General features: G+C 68.4%; 17 protein-coding genes and 1 riboswitch. Of the genes, 6 read left to right on the forward strand and 11 right to left on the reverse strand.

What is annotated here, in order from left to right; all coding sequences use genetic code 11:
* The first annotated feature begins 10 nt into the window (after positions 1-10).
* Genes sfnG through ACQCSZ_RS18170 form a run of 3 tightly spaced genes read left to right on the forward strand, consistent with a single transcriptional unit; the run spans position 11 to position 3,047 of the window.
* Positions 11-1,204 (forward strand): dimethylsulfone monooxygenase SfnG, encoded by a 1,194-nt coding sequence (gene sfnG / locus ACQCSZ_RS18160; protein WP_427005076.1) that lies wholly within the window; start codon positions 11-13, stop codon positions 1,202-1,204.
* Positions 1,204-2,556, forward strand: coding sequence for an O-acetylhomoserine aminocarboxypropyltransferase/cysteine synthase family protein (locus ACQCSZ_RS18165; protein WP_427005077.1), 1,353 nt, complete (start codon positions 1,204-1,206; stop codon positions 2,554-2,556). Before sfnG ends, ACQCSZ_RS18165 begins: the two co-directional genes overlap by 1 nt.
* Positions 2,553-3,047, forward strand: coding sequence for a CoA-binding protein (locus ACQCSZ_RS18170; protein ID WP_427005078.1), 495 nt, complete (start codon positions 2,553-2,555; stop codon positions 3,045-3,047). The genes ACQCSZ_RS18165 and ACQCSZ_RS18170 overlap by 4 nt, the downstream gene beginning before the upstream one ends.
* Positions 3,048-3,153: 106 nt before the next feature.
* Here ACQCSZ_RS18170 and ACQCSZ_RS18175 read toward each other — a convergent pair whose 3' ends face one another.
* The 4 genes from ACQCSZ_RS18175 to ACQCSZ_RS18190 all read right to left on the reverse strand — a co-directional run bounded on the left by ACQCSZ_RS18175 (position 3,154) and on the right by ACQCSZ_RS18190 (position 6,665).
* Positions 3,154-3,945 (reverse strand): hypothetical protein, encoded by a 792-nt coding sequence (locus ACQCSZ_RS18175; protein WP_427005079.1) that lies wholly within the window; start codon positions 3,943-3,945, stop codon positions 3,154-3,156.
* Entirely contained in the window at positions 3,942-4,490 is a 549-nt protein-coding gene (locus ACQCSZ_RS18180; RefSeq protein WP_427005080.1) for an RNA polymerase sigma factor, read from the reverse strand. The genes ACQCSZ_RS18175 and ACQCSZ_RS18180 overlap by 4 nt, the downstream gene beginning before the upstream one ends.
* Positions 4,491-4,577: 87 nt before the next feature.
* Positions 4,578-5,081 (reverse strand): hypothetical protein, encoded by a 504-nt coding sequence (locus tag ACQCSZ_RS18185; RefSeq protein ID WP_427005081.1) that lies wholly within the window; start codon positions 5,079-5,081, stop codon positions 4,578-4,580.
* A gap of 294 nt (positions 5,082-5,375) precedes the next feature.
* Positions 5,376-6,665 (reverse strand): adenylosuccinate synthase, encoded by a 1,290-nt coding sequence (locus ACQCSZ_RS18190; protein ID WP_427005082.1) that lies wholly within the window; start codon positions 6,663-6,665, stop codon positions 5,376-5,378.
* 373 nt (positions 6,666-7,038) lie between these two features.
* Positions 7,039-7,161: riboswitch (SAM riboswitch) on the forward strand.
* A gap of 13 nt (positions 7,162-7,174) precedes the next feature.
* Here ACQCSZ_RS18190 and ACQCSZ_RS18195 point away from each other — a divergent pair.
* Entirely contained in the window at positions 7,175-8,401 is a 1,227-nt protein-coding gene (locus ACQCSZ_RS18195) for a cobalamin-independent methionine synthase II family protein (RefSeq protein WP_427005083.1), read from the forward strand.
* Between the two features lie 271 nt (positions 8,402-8,672).
* Positions 8,673-9,302, forward strand: a complete 630-nt coding sequence (locus ACQCSZ_RS18200) for a uracil-DNA glycosylase (protein ID WP_427005084.1) — start codon at positions 8,673-8,675, stop codon at positions 9,300-9,302.
* A 92-nt stretch (positions 9,303-9,394) separates the two neighbouring features.
* Here ACQCSZ_RS18200 and ACQCSZ_RS18205 read toward each other — a convergent pair whose 3' ends face one another.
* The 4 genes from ACQCSZ_RS18205 to ACQCSZ_RS18220 all read right to left on the reverse strand — a co-directional run bounded on the left by ACQCSZ_RS18205 (position 9,395) and on the right by ACQCSZ_RS18220 (position 12,722).
* Entirely contained in the window at positions 9,395-9,823 is a 429-nt protein-coding gene (locus ACQCSZ_RS18205; protein WP_427005085.1) for a DUF3151 domain-containing protein, read from the reverse strand.
* A 2-nt stretch (positions 9,824-9,825) separates the two neighbouring features.
* Positions 9,826-10,845 carry a class II fructose-bisphosphate aldolase gene (gene fbaA, locus ACQCSZ_RS18210; RefSeq protein WP_427005086.1) on the reverse strand — a complete coding sequence of 340 codons (1,020 nt, stop codon included), beginning with the start codon at positions 10,843-10,845 and terminating at the stop codon, positions 9,826-9,828.
* Between the two features lie 193 nt (positions 10,846-11,038).
* The gene (locus ACQCSZ_RS18215; protein ID WP_427005087.1) at positions 11,039-11,971 is read right to left on the reverse strand and encodes a hypothetical protein; all 933 of its coding nucleotides are present in this window, start codon (positions 11,969-11,971) and stop codon (positions 11,039-11,041) included.
* A 172-nt stretch (positions 11,972-12,143) separates the two neighbouring features.
* Positions 12,144-12,722, reverse strand: a complete 579-nt coding sequence (locus ACQCSZ_RS18220) for a TrmH family RNA methyltransferase (protein WP_427008379.1) — start codon at positions 12,720-12,722, stop codon at positions 12,144-12,146.
* Between the two features lie 233 nt (positions 12,723-12,955).
* Between ACQCSZ_RS18220 and ACQCSZ_RS18225 the strand changes: the two genes are divergently transcribed.
* On the forward strand, positions 12,956-13,810 hold the full coding sequence (locus tag ACQCSZ_RS18225) for an HAD-IIA family hydrolase (protein ID WP_427005088.1): 855 nt from the start codon (positions 12,956-12,958) through the stop codon (positions 13,808-13,810).
* 28 nt (positions 13,811-13,838) lie between these two features.
* Here ACQCSZ_RS18225 and ACQCSZ_RS18230 read toward each other — a convergent pair whose 3' ends face one another.
* From ACQCSZ_RS18230 to ACQCSZ_RS18240, 3 genes are all read right to left on the reverse strand, one after another.
* The gene (locus ACQCSZ_RS18230) at positions 13,839-14,879 is read right to left on the reverse strand and encodes a thioesterase domain-containing protein (protein WP_211880182.1); all 1,041 of its coding nucleotides are present in this window, start codon (positions 14,877-14,879) and stop codon (positions 13,839-13,841) included.
* Positions 14,880-15,002: 123 nt separating this feature from the next.
* Entirely contained in the window at positions 15,003-15,587 is a 585-nt protein-coding gene (gene pyrE, locus ACQCSZ_RS18235; RefSeq protein WP_427005089.1) for an orotate phosphoribosyltransferase, read from the reverse strand.
* Positions 15,588-15,700: 113 nt separating this feature from the next.
* Positions 15,701-16,960 (reverse strand): FAD-dependent oxidoreductase, encoded by a 1,260-nt coding sequence (locus tag ACQCSZ_RS18240; RefSeq protein ID WP_427005090.1) that lies wholly within the window; start codon positions 16,958-16,960, stop codon positions 15,701-15,703.
* Between the last annotated feature and the right edge of the window lie 16 nt (positions 16,961-16,976).

A 16,976-nucleotide genomic window follows, 5' to 3' on the forward strand; every position in this document is an offset into this window, starting at 1 on the left:
AGGAACACCCATGACCGACATCAGTAACGTCGCCCGACTGTCCGAGCCGCTCAAGTTCGCCTACTGGGTCCCCAACGTCTCCGGCGGCCTGGTGGTTTCCACCATCGAACAGCGCACCGGCTGGGACTTCGACTACAACAAGAAGCTGGCGCGGATCGCCGAGAACTCGGGCTTCGAATACGCCCTCACGCAGACCCGCTACGCCGCCTCCTACGGCGCCGACAAGCAGCACGAGGCGACCTCCTTCAGCCTGGCACTGCTGGCCGCCACCGAACGGCTCAAGGTGATCGCCGCCGTCCACCCCGGCATGTGGCACCCCGGCGTGCTCGCCAAATTCATCATCACCGCGGACCACATCTCCAACGGCCGCGCCGCCGTGAACATCGTCTCCGGCTGGCTCAAGAACGAATTCACCAACTTCGGGCTCGAATGGCTTGAGCACGACGAGCGCTACGTCCGCACCGAAGAGTTCATCAAGGTCCTGCGCGGCCTCTGGACCGAGACCGAGTACAGCCAGGCAGGCAAGTACTACAACATCACCGACTTCACCCTGCAGCCCGCCCCGGTGGATGTGCCGGGACGGGCGAACCCGGAAATCTTCTTCGGCGGCAACTCCACCGCCGCGCAGGCCACGGCCGGCCGTGTCGCCGACTGGTACTTCTCCAACGGCAAGGACCTTGACGGCTTCAAGGAGAACATCGCCGGCGTCGTCGCCGCCTCCACGGAGACCCAGCGGGGCGCCGCAGGCGCCCTCAAGTCGCCCCGTTTCGGCCTCAACGGCTTCGTGATCGCCCGCGACTCGGAGAAGGAAGCCCGCGACACCCTCCGCGAGATCGTCGCGAAGGCGCACAAGCCCGCAGTGCAGGGCTTCCGCGACGCCGTACAGGAAGCCGGCGCGTCCACCAAGGACGGCAAGGGAATGTGGGCGGACTCCTCGTTCGAGGACCTCGTCCAGTACAACGACGGCTTCAAGACCCAGCTGATCGGCACCCCGGAGCAGATCGCCGAGCGGATCGTGGAGTATAAGAAGATCGGCGTGAACCTGTTCCTCACCGGCTACCTGCACTTCCAGGAGGAGGTCGCGGCGTTCGGCCAGGACATCCTCCCGATCGTCCGCGAACTCGAGGCGGACCTCGCCCGCAAGAACGGCACCGAACTGGACCTGTCCGGCACCCCGGCCGCGAAAGTTGAGGTGTCCGCGTAATGACTGACCGCACCTTCGGTTTCCGCACCCGCGCCCTGCACGCCGGCGGGACCCCCGACGCCGAGCACGGCGCCCGCGCCGTCCCGATCTACCAGACCACCTCCTTCGTGTTCAAGGACACCCAGGACGCGGCCAACCTCTTCGCCCTCCAGAAATACGGCAACATCTACTCCCGGATCGGCAACCCCACGGTCGCCGCGTTCGAGGAGCGCATCGCCTCCCTCGAGGGCGGCATCGGCGCGGTGGCCACGTCCTCGGGCATGGCGGCCGAGTTCATCACCTTCGCCGCGCTGACCCAGGCCGGGGACCACATCGTGGCCGCCTCCCAGCTGTACGGCGGCACCGTCACCCAGCTCGACGTCACCCTGCGGCGTTTCGGCGTGGACACCACGTTCGTCGCCGGCACCGATCCGGCGGACTACGCCGCCGCGATCCAGGAGAACACCAAGGCGATCTTCGTCGAGGTGGTGGCCAACCCGTCGTCGGAAGTCCAGGACCTTGAGGGTCTCGCGAAGGCGGCGCACGACGCCGGCATCCCGCTCGTCGTCGACGCCACCTTGAGCACGCCGTACCTCGTGCGGCCGATCGAGCACGGCGCCGACATCGTGATCCACTCCGCCACCAAGTTCCTCGGCGGGCACGGCACCACCCTGGGTGGCGTCGTCGTGGAAAGCGGCCGGTTCAACTGGGGCAACGGCAAGTTCCCGATGATGACCGAACCCGTCGCCTCCTACGGCAACGTCTCCTGGTGGGGGAACTTCGGCGAGTACGGGTTCCTGACCAAGCTGCGCTGCGAACAGCTGCGCGACATCGGCCCGGCGCTCTCGCCGCTGTCCGCGTTCCAGCTGCTGCAGGGCGTCGAGACGCTCCCGCAGCGGCTGGACGAGCACCTGAAGAACGCCCAGGCCGTCGCCGAATGGCTTGAGGCCGACGAGCGCGTGGCCTACGTGAACTTCTCCGGCCTGCCCTCGCACCCGCACTTCGAGCGGGCGAAGAAGTACCTGCCGCTGGGCCCCGGCTCGGTGTTCTCCTTCGGCGTGAAGGGCGGCCGCGCCGCGGGACAGACGTTCATCGAATCCCTGCAGCTGGCCTCGCACCTGGCCAACGTCGGCGATTCCCGGACCCTGGTGATCCACCCGGGCTCCACCACCCACCAGCAGCTCAGCCCCGAACAGCTCGAGTCCGCCGGTGTCCCGGAGGACCTCGTCCGGATTTCCATCGGCCTCGAAGACCTCGAGGACATCCTCTGGGACCTGGACCAGGCCCTCACCGCGGCGTCGGAGGCCGGGACCGAGCCGGTGGTCGAGCCTGTCGAGACCGTTGACGCCTGCACGATTGGAGCACGCGCATGAGCACCGCCGACCGCACCTGGACCGGACCGTCCGCGCCCGAGCGGCTGGGCCTGCTGCGGCAGGCGAAGTCGATCGCGATCGTGGGCGCCTCGGACAAACCGTCCCGCGCCAGCTACTTCGTGGCCACCTATCTGCAGTCCTCCACCCGGTACAAGGTGTACTTCGTGAACCCGGTGGTGAACGAAATCCTGGGCGAGCCGACGTACGCCTCGCTCGCGGACCTGCCGGAGAGCCCCGACATCGTGGACGTGTTCCGCAAGCACGATGACCTGCCGGGGGTCCTCGAGGAGGCCATCGCGGCCGGCGCCAAGACCCTGTGGCTGCAGCTGGGGTCCTGGCACGAGGACGTCGCCAAGGAGGCGGAAGCGGCCGGGCTCGACGTCGTGATGGACCGCTGCGTGAAGATTGAGCATGCCCGTTTCCACGGCGGCCTGCACCTGGCCGGCTTCGACACCGGCGTCATCTCCTCCAAACGCCAGGTCCTGGCCTGACGGGAAGCTAGGCCGCCATCTACCCACCCCCGTTGCGCTATCACTACAGGTCGTTCTCAGCGTTTAGAACGACCTGTAGTGATAGCGCAACAGCTTTAAGTACGCCTTAAGGCTTGCCCGGCAGCGCGGTCGGAACGACGACTGGAAGGGTCGGCGAGACCGGGCCTGGGGCGTGGGGCAGGTCCTGGCCGTTGCCCGGGACCGGCACGGGGGGTGCCGAAGGCAGCGCTGGTGTCACAGGCCGCTGTCCGGGCGCCGGCAGGATGCCGCTGCGGCCGACCGCGGGCGGCGGGGCGGACGGCACGGGCGTGGCCGGGGCGGGAGCCCGGGTTGCAGGGGCTGCCGGAGCGGCTGATCCCGGGACAACTGCCGGGGCCGTGGACTGCGCGGGACCGGCCGGAATTTCGGCCGGGGACGGCTGGGCGTGCTCCTGCGCAGGGGCCGGGGCCGGAACATGGCCGGCCGGCTGGAAAAGAACGCCGATGGTCTGGCCGACGTTGTGGCGGAAGTCCTCGCTGGACGCGGCAACAGCACCGGCACCGAGAGCCATCGCACCGGCGACGGCGCCGCCCACTATCGCCAGGCGGCGTTTCCGGCCCCGGCGGCGGTCTGCCAGGCTCGTGACTCCCGCCGGCAAAGTGCCGTCCGCAGGAGCCAGCGGGGACACGACGGCGGGCATCGCCGCCGTCGTCGGGGCCGCGGCACCGTGGGCACCGGTGACGTGGGCACCGGCGGCCAGCAGCGCCGCCAGGTCGGCCCGGGGCGCCGGGGCACGGCCGGGGACCAGGGCCCGCAACTCTTCAAGTGAGCTGCGGAGCTCCGTGGACGCTTCGAGGCCGGAATCGCGGAGCATCGCCTGGATGCTGCCATCCTGCTGGGGGTCGCGTGTGCCGGTCATGATGCTGCGTGGTCCTTTTCGGTGACGAGTTCGCGCAGGGCGCTGAGCCCGCGTCGCTGAAGCTGCTTGATGGCACCGGGCGTCTTGTCCATGATGCCGGCTACCTGTTCGATGGAGAGGTCGGCGACGATCCGCAGGACCAGGACCTCCCGTTGCTCCTCATTGAGCTTGGCGAGGGTGCCGGAGATCCCGCCGAGGGAGCCGAGGGCCTCGTCCTCGGCGGAAGCGGAATGCCGCGCGTCGTCCCGGGGATCGTATTCGGCCAGGTACGGCGTGCGTTCGGCCCGGCGCCGGTGGTCGACCAGCCTGGCGTGGGCGACGGAGAAGATGAAGGTCCGCAGGCCGGCGTGGCCGCCGGTGACGTTGGCCAGTTTCGGCAGGACATCCACGAAGACGTCCTGGGTGAGCGCCTCGGCGTCGTCCACTCCGCGGGCCCGGAAGTAGCCGAGCACCGCGGGGGAAATGACCGTGTAGACAGCGCTGAAGCCTGACGGCTCGCCAGCTAAAGCGGCTGACAATTCGTCATCGCTCAGCTGTTCTGCCAAGAGGTTGTCCTTCCGTTACTGCTGGGGTGCGGCCCCGGCAAGTCTAGCGGCCGCACCCCCGGCGCCTCCGTGGGAGGCGTTCGGTCCTTACTTGTCGAGCTTGGGCAGCTCGGCCGACGGGGTGGCCGGAACGGCGGGAACAGCCGGCACGCCATGGGCGCCCGGGACGGCCGGGACGGCTGCGTGGACGTCAGCGTTGGCGTGAGCCTCGCCGGCTACACCCTTGGCAGTGGCGCTGCCCTGGACGTCGGCACCGTCCTTGCCAGCGTCGATGGAGCCCTCGGCGGCACCTTTGGTACCCTCCACGCCGGCGTCGGCCTTAGCGGAGCCGTCAACGGCGGGGGTGGCCGGCACGGCGGGGGCTGCGGGCACGGCCGGGGCAGCCGGCTTCGCGGGAAGTTTGGGGGTGGCCGGAACGGCAGGAACGGCAGGGGTGGCGGGCGTAGCGTGGGTCACTTCAGCCTGCTGCGTGCCGGACTGGGTGTTGGACACCTGGGCCGCGTTGGCCAGTCCGATACCGGAAAATCCTCCGACTGCCAGAATGGCGGCACCGATGGCAATCTTGGTGGTCTTGCTAACACTCTTCATCACAGGGATACATCCTTCGGTTGGGTGAAGGCCGGCCGGCGCCTCATGGGGGCAAGGCGCCGGCCGGCACTTACGGTGGAAGGCCGGCCGGATGCCTGGTGGGGGCCAGTCTCCGGCGGCGCTTACAAAGGAGTAATCGCTGGGGAACCCCGAAAAGGTTACGCACCGATCGGAATTTTCTTTTTTCTTTTTCTGGACGGTCTCACTGGCGGGCCCCACTCCGGCTTAACCACGACGGCGGCGGGCCACCTTTCCAGGTGACCCGCCGCCGTCGGACGTCAGTTGCTTGTCAGACCGTCAGTCAAGGATCAAATCGTTGATGACGATGGTCTGGTCGCGGTCCGGGCCGACGCCGATGGCCGAGAATCGGGTGCCGGAGAGCTTCTCCAGCGCCAGCACGTAGTTCCGGGCGTTCTCCGGGAGGTCCGCGAGGGTGCGCGCGCCGGTGATGTCCTCGGTCCAGCCGTCGAAGTACTCGAAGATCGGCTTGGCGTGGTGGAACTCGGTCTGGGTCATGGGCATCTCGTCGTGCCGGACGCCGTCAACGTCGTAGGCCACGCAGACCGGGATCTGCTCGATGCCCGTGAGCACGTCCAGCTTGGTGACGAAGTAGTCCGTGAAGCCGTTGACGCGGGACGCGTGGCGGGCCAGCACGGCGTCGTACCAGCCGCAGCGGCGCGGACGGCCGGTGTTCACGCCGAACTCGCCGCCGGTCTTCTGCAGGTACATCCCCATCTCGTCGAACAGTTCCGTGGGGAAGGGACCTGCGCCCACCCGGGTGGTGTACGCCTTGATGATGCCGATGGAGCGGGAGATCCGGGTGGGGCCGATGCCCGAGCCGACGGAGGCGCCGCCCGCGGTGGGGTTCGAGGAAGTCACGAACGGGTAGGTGCCGTGGTCCACGTCCAGGAACGTTGCCTGGCCGCCCTCCATCAGCACCACCTTGCCCTCGTCCAGCGCCGTGTTCAGGACGAAGGTGCTGTCGATCACCAGCGGGCGGAGGCGTTCGGCGAAGGACAGGAAGTACTCCACGATCTCGTCCACCTCGATGTCGCGGCGGTTGTAGACCTTGACCAGGAGTTCGTTCTTCTGCCGCAGCGAGCCTTCGACCTTCTGGCGCAGGATGGACGCGTCGAAGACGTCCTGGACGCGGATGCCGAGGCGGGCCACCTTGTCCATGTAGGCCGGGCCGATCCCGCGGCCGGTGGTGCCGATGGCGCGGCTGCCGAGGAAACGCTCGGTCACCTTGTCCAGGACCTGGTGGTAGGGCGCCACGAGGTGGGCGTTGGCGGAGATGCGCAGCTTGGAGGTGTCAGCGCCGCGGGCTTCCAGTCCGTCGATCTCCTCGAACAGTGCCTCCAGGTTCACCACGCAGCCGTTGCCGATGATCGGGACCGCGTTGGGGCTCAGGATGCCGGCAGGAAGGAGCTTGAGCTCATACTTTTCACCGCCTACGACGACGGTGTGCCCGGCGTTGTTGCCGCCGTTGGGCTTGACGACGTAGTCGACGCGGTGGCCGAGCAGGTCAGTGGCTTTACCTTTGCCTTCGTCGCCCCATTGGGCTCCGACGATCACGATTGCTGGCATGGGATCCTCCCCCATTCGTTCGGGCCGAATCCCGTGGAGACCACCCTGCCTGATTCACCAGGGTGGTTCGCCGGAGCCCAGCACCGTTCATGAGAACGCCCCGAATCTTCACGCTGTGCTCTTACCCATCAACGCCAGAGTTCCGGGGCTCTTACCACCCAAGTTTAGCCGATCGCGGTGACCCGCATCGCACCGGGAGCTGCCCCGCGCGGGCGGGTCCGCGGGCGGGTCCAGGCGGCCCCGGCCCGGCCTGAAGGCCATGGCGCCGCCGGGGATGTACCGGGTGAGGCAGGCCGGGCCGCCCCCGGCCGCCTTGCCGCGACACAATGCCCGGCGGATTTGCCAGTCCCCCGCCCCTGGAATTAACTGGGTGGGACCATCCCGAGCGGCCGAGGGACCTGGCCCGTTGACGCCGCAGCAACCCTGCCCGGACACGGAATCCCCGACACCACGGGATTCCGCCCGGCAAAGGTGCTACCGCCAGGACCGATGGAAAGGAAACTGTCCCCATGCCCCAAGACCCTCACAACCCTCAAAACACAGACCACATCCGCGTCACCCACGCCGGCTCGTTGCCCCGCACCCCGGAACTGATCGCCGCCAACGAGGCCAAGGAAGCCGGGGGCATCACGCCGGAATTCCTGGCGCTGCTGGAAGGCTCGGTGGTGGACGTCGTCCAGCGCCAGAAGGACCTGGGCATCGATATCCCCAACGACGGCGAGTATGGCCACACGATGTCCAGTTCCGTGGACTACGGGGCCTGGTGGAACTACTCCTTCTCCCGGCTCGGCGGCCTGGAACCGACCGACGTGGACCGCTGGGCCGACGCCGGGGTGCACCGCTCCAGCCCCGGCAACATCGTCCTGACCTCCTTCCCGGACCGCCGGGACCGGCAGCAATTCAATGCGGCCTACAACGATCCGTCCTCCGGGATCCTGGCCCACCGCAAGAGCGTGAGCCAGCCCAAGATCGCCGGCCCGCTGACGTATACGGGCCAGGACCTCGTCGGCTCGGACATCGCCAACCTGAAGACCGGCCTGGCCGCAGCGGGCCTGGCCGAGGGCTTTGTGGCGTCCCTGTCCCCGGGTTCCTGCGCCCGCGTCGCCAACGAGTACTACAAGACCGACGAGGAACTCCTCTACGCCTGCGCCGACGCGATGCGCGAGGAGTACAAGGCGATCATCGACGCCGGCCTGACGGTCCAGCTCGACGACCCCTCGCTGGCCGAGAGCTGGGACCAGATCAACCCCGAGCCCAGCCTGGCGAACTACCTCAAGTTCATCCAGCTCCGGGTCGAGGCCACCAACTGGGCCCTGCGCGGCCTCCCGCAGGAGCAGATCCGCTTGCATGTCTGCTGGGGCTCCTGGCACGGCCCGCACACCACCGACATCCCGTTCGCGGACATCATCGGATCCGTGATGCAGATCGACGCCGGCGCCTACTCCTTCGAGGCCGCCAACGTCCGCCACGAACACGAATGGCGGGTCTGGGAGGACACCAGGCTCCCCGAGGGCAAGGTCATCATCCCCGGCGTCGTCTCGCACGCCACCAACGTGGTGGAGCACCCGGACCTCGTGGCGGACCGGATCGTGCGTTTCGCGGATCTTGTCGGGCGGGAAAATGTGATTGCTTCCACAGACTGCGGCCTCGGCGGCAGGGTGCATCCGCAGATTGCCTTCGCTAAGCTCGAGGCGCTCGGTGAGGGCGCACGCCGCGCCAGCAAGCGGCTCTGGTAGCCGGCTGAGCTGCGGCGGCGGTGCCGGCGCGGGGTCCCGCGCGGGCACCACGGCGGCTGCCGGACGCCGCCGGCGCCCGCTGCGGCGGCCTGCTGCGGCCTCCTGCGGCCTGCGGCCGGTCCGGCATTTCCCAGGGCTTGATAGACTGATAAGGATCGACTCGGAATCGGTCCACACCACATTTTCAATCCACACCGGACTCTCCGCGCCCTGCGTTTGCCGTGCCCCCGTCCGGTCTGGCAGCGTCACCAATCCCGGGAAGCAGCAATATATGACAGCCTTGGCCACTGAAAATTTCCGCGAACAGCTCCTGAGCCGCCGCTACGAACCTAGCGTCGCGGCCGTCAACGAACTCTGCGACACGCTGCGGGGCAACAAAGCTGGCACCAATGTACCCTACGTTGATCCGATGCATGACGTCGACGAGTGCCGCATCATCAGCCTCTTCTCCAACATCGGCACCGAGGACGAGTCCGGCTTCATCACCGCCGGCGACGAGGAAGCGGCCACCCGGATGCTGGGCGTCCAGTGGAAACTGGGCCTGCGCCCGGAATACATCATGCCGTGGAACGTCCACCCCTGGTACGTGCCGGGCGAGCCCAACGGCAAGTTCACGCCGGACCAGATTTCCGCCGGCCTCAAGCCGCTGCTGAAGTTCCTCGCCCTCGTGCCCCGCGCCTCCGTGATCGTCGCCCACGGCACCGAGGCCAACCGCCTCGCCCAACTGCTGCTCAAGACCGAGGTCCCCATGATCTGGCGCCGCGGCCTGAAGACCTACAAGGTCCGCTCGCTCAGCGGCCGCGCCTTCGCCGGCACCCCGGCCCGCCAGGAGCAGTACCTCGAGGACATGCACACCGCCTACGCGGACGCCATGGCCCGCACCGGCCTCGCGAAGGCCTAGCTAGCTTTAAACCCCAACGCGGGGTCACTTCGCGCCCATCCACCACGGTGGAATGGGCGCAAAGTGACCCCGCGTTGCTGTGTCCGGACCGGTCAGCGCTTCTCGGCCTCGATGGCCGCCTTGGCGGCGGGATCGGAGTCCTTGAGGAACTTTTCGATGCGCTCCGGCTCCTCGGCCTCGCCGATCGCGGCGGAGGCACGCCCCAGCGAGTACAGGGCGCGCAGGAAGCCGCGGTTCGGTTCGTGCTCCCACGGGATCGGCCCGACGCCGCGCCAGCCGTTGCGGCGCAGCGAATCCAGGCCGCGGTGGTAGCCGACGCGTGAGTAGGCGTAGGAATCGATGGTCCGGCCCTCGCTCCAGGCCTCCTCGGCCAGGATGGCCCAGAGCAGCGAGGACGTCGGGTGCTTCTCGACCAGGTCCAGGGCTTCCTGGCCCGCGTCCAGCTCCGCGTGGACGTCGGTCTCGGCAGGCAGGAGCGTGGGCTCGGGGCCCATCAGGTTCTTGCGGAAGTCGTCGGACATGCTCAGAACGTCTTGCCGGTGGAGCCGAGCTGCTGCGCTGCCTCGACGACGCGGGCTGCCAGGCCTGCCTCGGCGGAGGCGCCCCAGACGCGGGGATCGTAGAGCTTCTTGTTCCCGACCTCGCCGTCGATCTTCAGCACGCCGTCGTAGTTCCGGAGCATGTGGTCCACCACCGGGCGCGTGTAGGCGTACTGGGTGTCGGTGTCGATGTTCATCTTGATCACGCCGTAGGAGACGGCGTCGGCGATCTCCTTCTCGGAGGATCCGGAGCCGCCGTGGAAGACGAGGTCGAACGGGTTGGCCTTGCCGATCTTGGCGCCCACCTGCTCCTGGATGTCCTTGAGGATCTCCGGGCGGAGCTTGACGCCGCCGGGCTTGTAGACGCCGTGCACGTTGCCGAAGGTCAGCGCGGTGATGTAGCGGCCGTTTTCGCCGGCGCCGAGGGCGTCGATGGTGGCCAGGGCGTCCTCGACGGTGGTGTAGAGCTTCTCGTTGATCTCGTGCTCGACGCCGTCCTCCTCGCCGCCGACGGTGCCGATCTCGACCTCGAGGATCATCCTGGCGGCCGCGGTGCGGGCCAGCAGTTCACGGGCGATCCGCAGGTTATCCGGCAGGGTCTCGGCGGAGCCGTCCCACATGTGCGAGTTGAACAGCGGGTTCCGGCCGGCCTTGACCTCGGCCTCGGAGGCGGCGAGCAGCGGCAGGACGAAGCCCTCGAGCTTGTCCTTGGGGCAGTGGTCCGTGTGCAGGGCGATGTTCACGCCGTAGTTCTTGGCGACTTCGCGGGCGAACGCGGCGAAGCCCAGGGAGCCGGCGACCATGTCCTTGGTGGAGGCGCCGGACCAATAGGCGGCGCCGCCGGTGGAGACCTGGACGATGCCGTCGGACTCGGCCTCGGCGAAGCCGCGGAGGGCTGCGTTGAGGGTCTGGGAGGAGGTGACGTTGACGGCCGGGAAGGCGAAGCCGCCCGTCTTCGCGCGGTCGATCATTTCGGAGTAGATCTCGGGGGTGGCAATGGGCATGCTGACTCCTATGGTGAATTTCGTCGGCGGGCTGGGTTGAGCCTGGGTGAACCTCGTCGGCTACGAACCATCCTAGCCATTCCCCGCCGCGGGGCAGTGTTTCCGGTCACGCGGGCCGGTAACACTTAAGCTCACTGCGCCCGCCGAGGTGGCAGTTCGCGGCAGTGGTGCGCGCCGACACTGCCTCGAAGTGTCATCTCGCGCGCCAGCCTCGGCTTTCCAGCGCGGCCCGGACTTTACGCACGACGGCGGGCCGGTCGCCTGCGAGGTCGTCTTTGGACACGCGCACCTCAAACCAGCCGTACTCTCGTGTCGCTGATTCGCGGCGGATATCCCTGAGGTACTGCCCGGGACCGCCATGGCCGGCTCCGTCGTACTGGATCGAGATGCGCCACTCCAGATAGGCCGCATCAGGCCACAAGACCGGGGCACCATGCACGCCCCACAGCACATGGTTCAGCTCCGGCTCGGGCAGGCCTGCCCGGACCAAGGCCAGGCGCATCGACGTTTCGGGCGGGGAGTCGGCGCCCACTCGGATGAGCTCCAACGCCGCCCTGGCCACCCGCACTCCCCTGACTCCGGGATGCTTGGCCACCATGTCCTGCAACTCCGCCACCGTACACAGGGGTTCGCGTGGCGCGGGGAACTCGGGGCCGTGGGAGCACACCAGGGAGTCTCCGGCTATGACGAGTTCGTCCACACCGGCCATGGACGCCAAGTCCAGCCACGTGCGGGCGGGCGAGGTGAGCCGGACGCCGTCGTACTCCACAAGCTCGCCGGGACGGAAGGTCAACAGGTGACCCACCACGTTGACCCTGCGCGGCATGCTGAATCCGGGCCGGCGGGACAGGTGGATGCGCCAGTCATCCTCGAGCCGCCACGAAAGCGCAGTCCGCCAGACACGGGCAGCGGATATGTGGGTCAGGGCCGATGAGTCGTCCAGTTCCGTGTAGGCCCGCAAAGCCGCACCACCTTGGGCCTCACATCCGAGCGGGATGCGGACGCCGCGGGAAACGGTGGCGAGGTCCTTGGCCGCCGTGCGCGTCCTGGTGATGCCGGCTTTGTCGGACATCCGGAGTGAGAACGAACCGGCGGTCAGGTGTTCGGGAAGCGGAGCCCTGTGCATCCCCAATTCTTACCGATCCTGGTCTCACATGGAGGGTTATCCACAGGCTGGTGTGCTCCGGCGCAACGAGATGGCACTTCACCGCAGTGTTGGGCGTTGCGACTGCCGCGAAATGCCATCTCGCGCGGGGGGGCTGGCATGGCGGCGGGCTGGGGGGTCGCGCGGGAGTCGGCTAGGAAACGGCCTGGCCGAACACGTGCCGGCGGATCCAGGCATGCATGGCGATCGCGGCGGCGGAGGCGGCGTTGATGGAGCGGGTGGAGCCGAACTGTTCGATCGAGAGCGTGGCCAGCGCGGCCTCGTGCACCTCGGGCGTCAGGCCCGGGCCCTCCTGCCCGAACACCAGCACGCAGTCCCTGGGCAGTTCGTAGGTCTCCAGCGGGACGGAGTCCGGGAAGATGTCGATCCCGATGATCGCCAGCCCCTCCCCCTGCGCCCACGTCACGAAGTCCTCGACCGTGGGGTGGTGGCGGATGTGCTGGTAGCGGTCGGTGACCATGGCCCCGCGGCGGTTCCACCGGCGTCGGCCGATGATGTGCACCTCCTTGGCCAGGAACGCGTTGGCGGTGCGCACGACGGTGCCGATGTTGAGGTCGTGCTGCCAGTTTTCGATGGCGATGTGGAAGTTGTGGCGCCGCGAATCCAGGTCCGCGACAATCGCATCGTGCTTCCAGTAGCGGTACTGGTCCACCACGTTCCGCCGGTCGCCGTCCGCCAGGAGCTCCGGGTCCCAGTGGCCGCCCTGCGGCAGTTCGCCTTCCCAGGGCCCGACGCCGACCTCCGCCTTGGGTTCCGCGGCGCCCCCGGCCGTGCCGGAAAGTTCGGTGTCCCCGGCCTCCTCGGAGGCCGTGCCGGAAAATTCCGTGCCGGAGGCCGTGCCGGAAATTGCGGCGCCGGCAGGGTTATCGCTGGGGGTCTCGGGTTCAGTCACCCCTCAACACTAGACTGGGACGCACCAGGCGGAACATTACGGCGGAGGGCACCATGGCGGACAAGCGGGCAGGCCAAAGAGCAGAGCCGGACAAAGTACGTTCATCGGCGTCGGTGTACCGCAGCGGCCAGGACATCGAGTGCTGGCTGACCGATATGGACGGCGTGCTGGTCCACGAGAACCAGCCCATCCCCGGCGCCGCGGACCTCATCCGGCGCTGGGTGGACACGTCCCGGCGGTTCCTGGTCCTGACCAACAACTCCATCTACACGCCCCGGGACCTCGCGGCCCGGCTGCGGTCCTCCGGCCTGGAAATCCCGGAGGAGAACATCTGGACCTCGGCGCTGGCCACGGCCCAGTTCCTCAAGGACCAGGTGCGGGGCTCGGAAACGGGCAACCGCGCCTACACGATCGGCGAGGCGGGGCTGACGACGGCGCTGCATGAGGCCGGCTTCATCCTCACGGACCAGGACCCGGACTTCGTGGTGCTCGGCGAAACCCGCACCTACTCCTTTGAGGCCATCACCATGGCCATCCGCCTGATCCTCGGCGGCGCACGCTTCATCGCGACCAACCCGGACGCCACCGGCCCCTCCAAGGACGGTCCGATGCCGGCCACCGGCGCCATCGCCGCGCTGATCACCAAGGCGACCGGACGCGAGCCCTACATCGTGGGGAAGCCGAACCCGATGATGTTCCGCTCGGCGATGAACCAGATCGACGCGCATTCGGAGACCACGGCCATGATCGGCGACCGGATGGACACGGACATCATCGCCGGCATGGAAGCCGGACTGCATACGGTGCTGGTGCTCAGCGGCATCACGCACAGGGAGGACATCGCCGCGTACCCGTTCCGGCCCAACCAGGTCCTGGACTCGGTGGCGGACCTGAAGAACCAGATCTAGGGGCACCAGAAAGCCCGGTCCAGCCGGCTCAGAACGCCGTCTTCTTCCCGCCGCCGGAGGGCAGCGGAGCAAGCTCGTCCATGAGTTCCTCGATGATCGGCCGGTACACGAACGGGCTCCACCCCGGGCTGGCATGGGCGGGCCGGGCCCCGTCGGTGCGCAGCCCGTCGGAGGCCATGTTCGCCGCGAAGGTCAGCCGCCAGGAGTCCCGGGCCGTCTCGTAGTCCACGGTGCGGTCCTTGGGGTTGCCGATGAACGCCATCCGGGTTGCGCCGAGATTCCCCACATACCGGCTCGCGTCAAAGTGGTAGATGTAGGCGGATTCGGACTGGACCAGCACGCTCGAGGGCGCGATCGGCGACAGCTGTTCCAGCGTCTGGTCCCACACCTGGCCCCAGCTGCGCTCGTCCTTGTGGAGCATCCGTTCGCCGAGTTCGTAGCCGCCGCGCAGCACGGTGGGGAAGCGGAATCCGCTCTCGTAGAGGAACACCACGCCCTCGAACCAGCTCTGGTCCAGCACGTCGGATCTGCTGAACGGGCTGGAGTCGAGCAGGATGAACGCCACTTCCACGCCGTGCAGCTCACGGAGCCGGGCGGCCACCTGGGTTGCCACCATGCCGCCGAAGCTGTGGCCGTAGAAGTAGAGCGTGCTGAGCTTGTGCGCGCGCACATGCTCGATCACGGCGATCACGATCTTGTCGATGTCCAGACCCAGGTTGGAATACCCGACGGCGGCCAGCTGGCCCCGCTTGTTCAGCGAACCACGGAGCGCGTTCAGGATCCACAGCGCTTCCTCCCAGCTCGTCTTGTAGCCGGGAAACAGGAACCAGCTGGCGTTCGGGAAGTAGCGTTCGGCGACGTCGTCCGGCACCGCCAGGATCCTGTTCACCCGGCGCGCGGCCTGCACCCTCCGGGTGAAGATCATGTCCGCCGCCAGCAACGAAGCGGACCCGGACCCGATCAGGAAGCTCCGCCGCGAGACCCTCTTGAGTTCGACGGCGCGCCGCAGCAGGCGGCCCTCGGCGGACCCGGGCCCGCGCTGGTCGTCAGCTTCCGTCTCGTGCGGCACACCTCTACCGTAGCGACTGCAGATCACGGATCAGCAACACGCCCGCAGCCATGCCGCCGGGCCGCCGGCGCCCGGCCGGGGCTGCTAAATCCCTGCCCAAACGCACAGGCCGCCGGAAACGGCTTAGTCGAGGCCCAGTTCGTCCTTGCCGAAGGCGAAGAGGTAGGGGACGCCGGCCTCCGCTTCGATCTTTTCCTTGGCTCCGGTGGCGCGGTCCACGATCACGGCCACGGCGACCACGTTGCCGCCGGCCTTGCGGACGCCCTCGACAGCGGTCAGCGCGGAACCGCCCGTGGTGGAGGTGTCCTCCAGGACCAGCACCTTGCGGCCCTCGACGGAGGGGCCCTCAACCTGGCGGCCCATGCCGTAGGACTTCTGCGCCTTCCGCACGACAAAGGCGTCCACGGGGCGTCCGGCGTCGACGGCGGCGTGCATCACGGCGGTGCCCACCGGGTCTGCCCCCATGGTGAGTCCGCCGGCGCACTCGAAGTCGATCCCGGCGTCGTCCATCAGCGCGAGCATGACCTGGCCGACCAGCTTGGACGCCTCATGATGCAGGGTGATGCGGCGCAGGTCGATGTAGTAGTCGGCCTCCGCGCCGCTGGAAAGGATGACCTTGCCCCGGACGACCGCCAGTTCCTTGATCAGTTCCAGCAGGCGGGCACGGGCGGCAGCAGCGTCGGCTGCAGGGTCACTGTTGGCAGTCATGGGACCCAGTTTAGTGGCTGGACGCGAGCGGGAATGCAGACACGCCCCGCTCAGGGTAAGGCCGCCGGCGCATCCTGACCCCTGCTCGCAAGCGCTGGACTACGGCTGCTGCGTTACGAACGCTGCGGCGCGCGCCGGGCGAAGGCGGGCGCGTGTTCAGGCCGCGGCCCGAAGGCCATGAACCGCGGAACCACCCGGCCCACCCCCGGGATACGCCGCGCGATGAACAGCAGCACCGCCGGGGCGCCGGACCGTTTTCCGGACATGATCGGTTCGAACAGCAGGCGGTGCATGACCCGCTGGGCGGTCTGGACGACGACGGTGGGCATCCGCCGCCGTCGTTGCACCCTGGCCAGTTCCGCGCGGGGCACCCGGCCACGCAGGAGCGCGGGGGCCAGGCAGTCCGCGGCGGCCACCGCGTCCTGGATGGCGAGATTGATCCCCACCCCGCCGGCGGGAGACATGGCGTGCGCGGCGTCGCCGATGCAGAGCAGCCCGTTGATGTGCCATTGGTGCAGCCGGTCCAGCCGGACGTCGAGCCAGTGCAGGTCCTCCAGCGAGCCGATGGCGTCCACCCGGTCGGCGAGGTCCGGACGCAAACCCGCGATCCGGCGTCGGAATCCTTCGATGCCCTCGGCCCGGATCCGGGCATCCGCACCTTTCGGCGCGAGGTAGCCCATCTGGAAATAGTCGGTGCGGAACAGGGCCACCAGCGCCTCGCCCCGCCCGAACGCCGGCACGATCCCTGCCACCGCGCCGCGCTCGGAGGCGTGCCGCGGCAGCCGGAACCACCAGGCGTCGAACGGTACGGGATACTCCTTCGGTGCCAGTCCTGCCGCGCGGCGCAGGGTGGAATGGCGTCCGTCCGTGGCAATCACGAGATCCGCCTGCAGCTCGCCCTCGGTGCCGTCAGCCCTCCGGTAGCGCACCCCGGTGACCCGGCCGCCGTTCCGGCGGAGCGCGGTGGCCGTGTGGCTCATCCGCAGGCTGAAGGAAGGCTCCCGGGCGGCGGCGTCGGCGAGGAAGTTCAGGAAGTCCCACTGCGGCATCAGGGCCACATAGTTGTACGGTGCGGGCAGCGAATCGAAATTGCCCATCGTCACGGGCGGGCCGCCGGGAACCGGGAACGCCACGTTGCTCAGGCGGCTCTGCGGCAGCCGGCGGAATTCCTCGCCCAGGCCCAGTTCGTCGATCAGCCGGATCGTGGAGGCGTGGACGGTGTCGCCGCGGAAGTCCCGGAAGAAATCCGCGTGCTTCTCCAGTACTGTCACCTGCACCCCGGCCCGGGCCAGCAGCAGGCCGAGCATCATCCCGGCCGGGCCGCCGCCGACCACCGCACATCCGGTCTTCTCCATGGCCCCACTGTTCTCCATGGCCCCACGCTACGCC

The sequence above is a fragment of the Pseudarthrobacter sp. H2 genome (genome assembly GCF_050157045.1).
Classification (GTDB): domain Bacteria; phylum Actinomycetota; class Actinomycetes; order Actinomycetales; family Micrococcaceae; genus Arthrobacter.